This is a genomic window from Agromyces humi, assembly GCF_009720255.1.
Lineage (GTDB): Bacteria > Actinomycetota > Actinomycetes > Actinomycetales > Microbacteriaceae > Agromyces > Agromyces humi.
In genome coordinates this window covers 1-2758 of record NZ_WJSP02000450.1, presented here as the reverse complement: position 1 = coordinate 2758, position 2758 = coordinate 1, and the positions used below count along the sequence as shown (strand labels likewise).

Below are 2758 nucleotides of genomic sequence, written 5' to 3'. Positions count from 1 at the left end.
GCGCCGTCGGCCGTGGTGGGCGCCGCGCGGAGCCCGCTGCGACCGCGGTCGGACTCGGGCATCTCGTCGCGCACGGCGGTGAAGGCGGGGAGGCGCAGCGGCTCCCAGTGGCGGAGCCAGCCCTGGATGCCGGCTTGGACCCGGTCGAACGAGTCGCCGAGGCCCGTCCGTGCCGATGACGCGGCGTCGGGATCGGCGTCGGCGCCGGATCCGACGTCCGGCAGCTCGTCGATGAGGCCGAAGGGCAATTCGTCGAGGCGAGTCAGGTCGCGCGTGGCGGACACGGTCGCGATGGTCATGATGGTCCTCCGTGGGGGAATGGGCTCGGGGCACCTCGGAATCGGGTGCGGACGCCCACGCTACGGAGCGCGGCACGGCGCGGCATCCCGGACAGCCCCCAGAAGGCCCCGGGGTTCTCCCTGAGCCGCAGCGGGCAACGGGACCACCGGCCGACCCGGATCAGACCAGCAGCTGGTGCGCCGCGAGGTCGCGGTAGAGCGGGACGGAGTCGACGAGCTCGGCATGGGTGCCCTCGCCGATCACGTGCCCGCCGTCGAGCACGACGATGCGGTCGGAGTCGATCACCGTCGACAGGCGGTGCGCGATCACGATCAGCGTGCGGCCCGCCGAGACGGCGTCGATCGCCTCGCGCATCATCCGCTCGTTCAGGCCGTCGAGCGACGACGTGGACTCGTCGAGCAGCAGGATCGGCGGTGCCGCGAGCAGGGCGCGGGCGATCGCGAGGCGCTGGCGCTCGCCGCCCGAGAGCATGATGCCGTCCTCGCCGACCGCTGCGTCGAGTCCGGCCGGGTCGCGGTCGAGCACCGATCCGAGGTTCACGGCGCGCAGCACGTGCTCGCACTGGGCGTCGGTCGCGTCGGGACTGCCGAGCTTGAGGTTGTCGCGGAGGGATCCGGCCAGCACCGGGGCATCCTGCTCGACGTAGCCGATCTGCGCCCGCAGTTCGTGACGGTCGATCGTGCGCAGGTCGAGGCCGCCCATGCGCACCTCGCCGATGCTCGGGTCGTAGAAGCGCTCGATGAGCGCGAGGATCGTGGACTTGCCGGCGCCCGACGGGCCGACGAGCGCGACCCGCTGGCCACGCGGCACCTGGAACGAGACGCCCCGGAGCACCGGCTGGCGGGCGGTCACGTCGGGCTCGGGCAGGTGCTCGTCGGGGGAGTCGTTGCCGGGGTCGGCCGGGTCCTGCCGCGTGGCGGCGTACGCGAAGTGCACGTCGTCGAGTTCGATGGCCGGCGCGTCGGGGCGCACGGCGCTGTTCGCGTGGCCGACCATGACGGCGAGCGGGGCGAGGTCGCGGTCGTGGGCGTCCTCGTCGGGCAGGTCGAGGATCTCCTGGATCCGGCCGAGGGCGCCGAGCGCCTGGTTCACCGACGTGACGGCGCCGAACGCCTGGCCGAGCGGCAGGATCATCATGAAGAGGAACAGGATGAACGCGACGAGGTCGGCGACCGTGATGGCCCCCGACGCCACGCGGAACCCGCCGACGCCGAGCACGACGAGGAACGACACCTGCATCGCGATGCCGGCGACCGGCACGATGAGTGCCGAGATCTTCGCGACCCGCACGCCCATCTCCCAAGCGCCCTCGGCCGCCGCGTCGACCGACCGGATCTCGCGCTCGGTGGCGCCCGACGCCCGGATGGTGCGCACGGCGCTGATCGCCCGTTCGACGGAGGCGGCGACGTCGCCGACCTTCTCCTGCGCCTGGTGCGACGCCTCCCGCACGCGACCCGAGAGCAGGGTCACGGTGGTGATCGCGATGGCGATGACGAGCACGGTGAGCCCGAGCAGCACGGGATCGATGATGAGCATCGCGATGAGCGCGCCGACGAAGGTGACGGTGCCGCCGATCGCCTCGACGAGACCCTGGGTGAGCGCGGCGCGCAGCATCGTGGTGTCGCTGCCGACGCGTGAGACGAGGTCGCCGGTGCGGCGCGTGTCGAACTCGGCGATGGGCAGGCGCAGCAGCTTCGCGACGAGGCGCTTGCGGCTCGAGAGCACGACGCCCTCCCCGGTGCGCTGCAGCAGGTAGTGCTGGTAGCCCGAGATGACGCCGCTGATGATCACGAGGGCGATGAGGCCCCAGACGATCCAGCCGAGCGGCTGGCCGGCCTCGACGATCGTGATCACCTGGGCGACGAGCAGTGGCTGGGCGAGGCTCGTGATGGCGCCGATGATCGAGAGCACGCCGACCCAGATGAGCACGGGGCGGTGCTCGAAGATGAAGGGGAGCAACTGCCGGAAGGTCGCGCGCGGCCCGGTCGGGGGCGTGCCGCGCCTGCCGAAGGGGCTGCGTCGGGCGGGAGTGGAGGTCTGCGTGGTGCTCATCTGCTCTTCCTGGTGTGCGGGGGGAGCGGATGCCGCATCCGCCCGATGCCTGCGTCGTCGCCGCCTTGCAGCATACGTGGCCTACCTGCGTCCGTACTTCTTGTGCACCGCCTGCTTCGACACCTCGAGCGCGAGGGCGATGAGCTGCCAGCTGGACCCCGCCGCGCGGGCGCGGCGCACGGCGACGGCCTCGGCGCGGTCGAGCGCGAGGTTCACCTCGACGCGGGCGCGGTGCAGGTCGCGGAGGGCCCGGTAGGGGTCGTCGCCGTCGGCGGCGGCGATGGCGGTGCGAAGGGTGCGGTCGTCCATGTCGTCAACCGTAATTGACGAACTTGAGAGAAGTCAATTCAGGTTGACGGATGCCGCGCCGCGACGTCGCGCGCGGGTGCCACGCTGCTGGCATGGG

At 72.2% G+C, this 2758-nt stretch carries 3 protein-coding genes; all 3 read right to left on the bottom strand.

Annotated elements, in window-relative coordinates:
* Positions 1–299, bottom strand: a 299-nt coding sequence (locus GH736_RS20750; RefSeq protein WP_159606692.1) for a hypothetical protein, incomplete at its 3' end; no start/stop codon positions are given.
* A gap of 160 nt (positions 300–459) precedes the next feature.
* Positions 460–2352: an ABC transporter ATP-binding protein gene (locus tag GH736_RS20745; RefSeq protein ID WP_159606691.1), complete on the bottom strand. Its 1893-nt coding sequence runs from the start codon at positions 2350–2352 to the stop codon at positions 460–462.
* 81 nt (positions 2353–2433) lie between these two features.
* On the bottom strand, positions 2434–2661 hold the full coding sequence (locus GH736_RS20740) for a hypothetical protein (protein ID WP_159606689.1): 228 nt from the start codon (positions 2659–2661) through the stop codon (positions 2434–2436).
* Between the last annotated feature and the right edge of the window lie 97 nt (positions 2662–2758).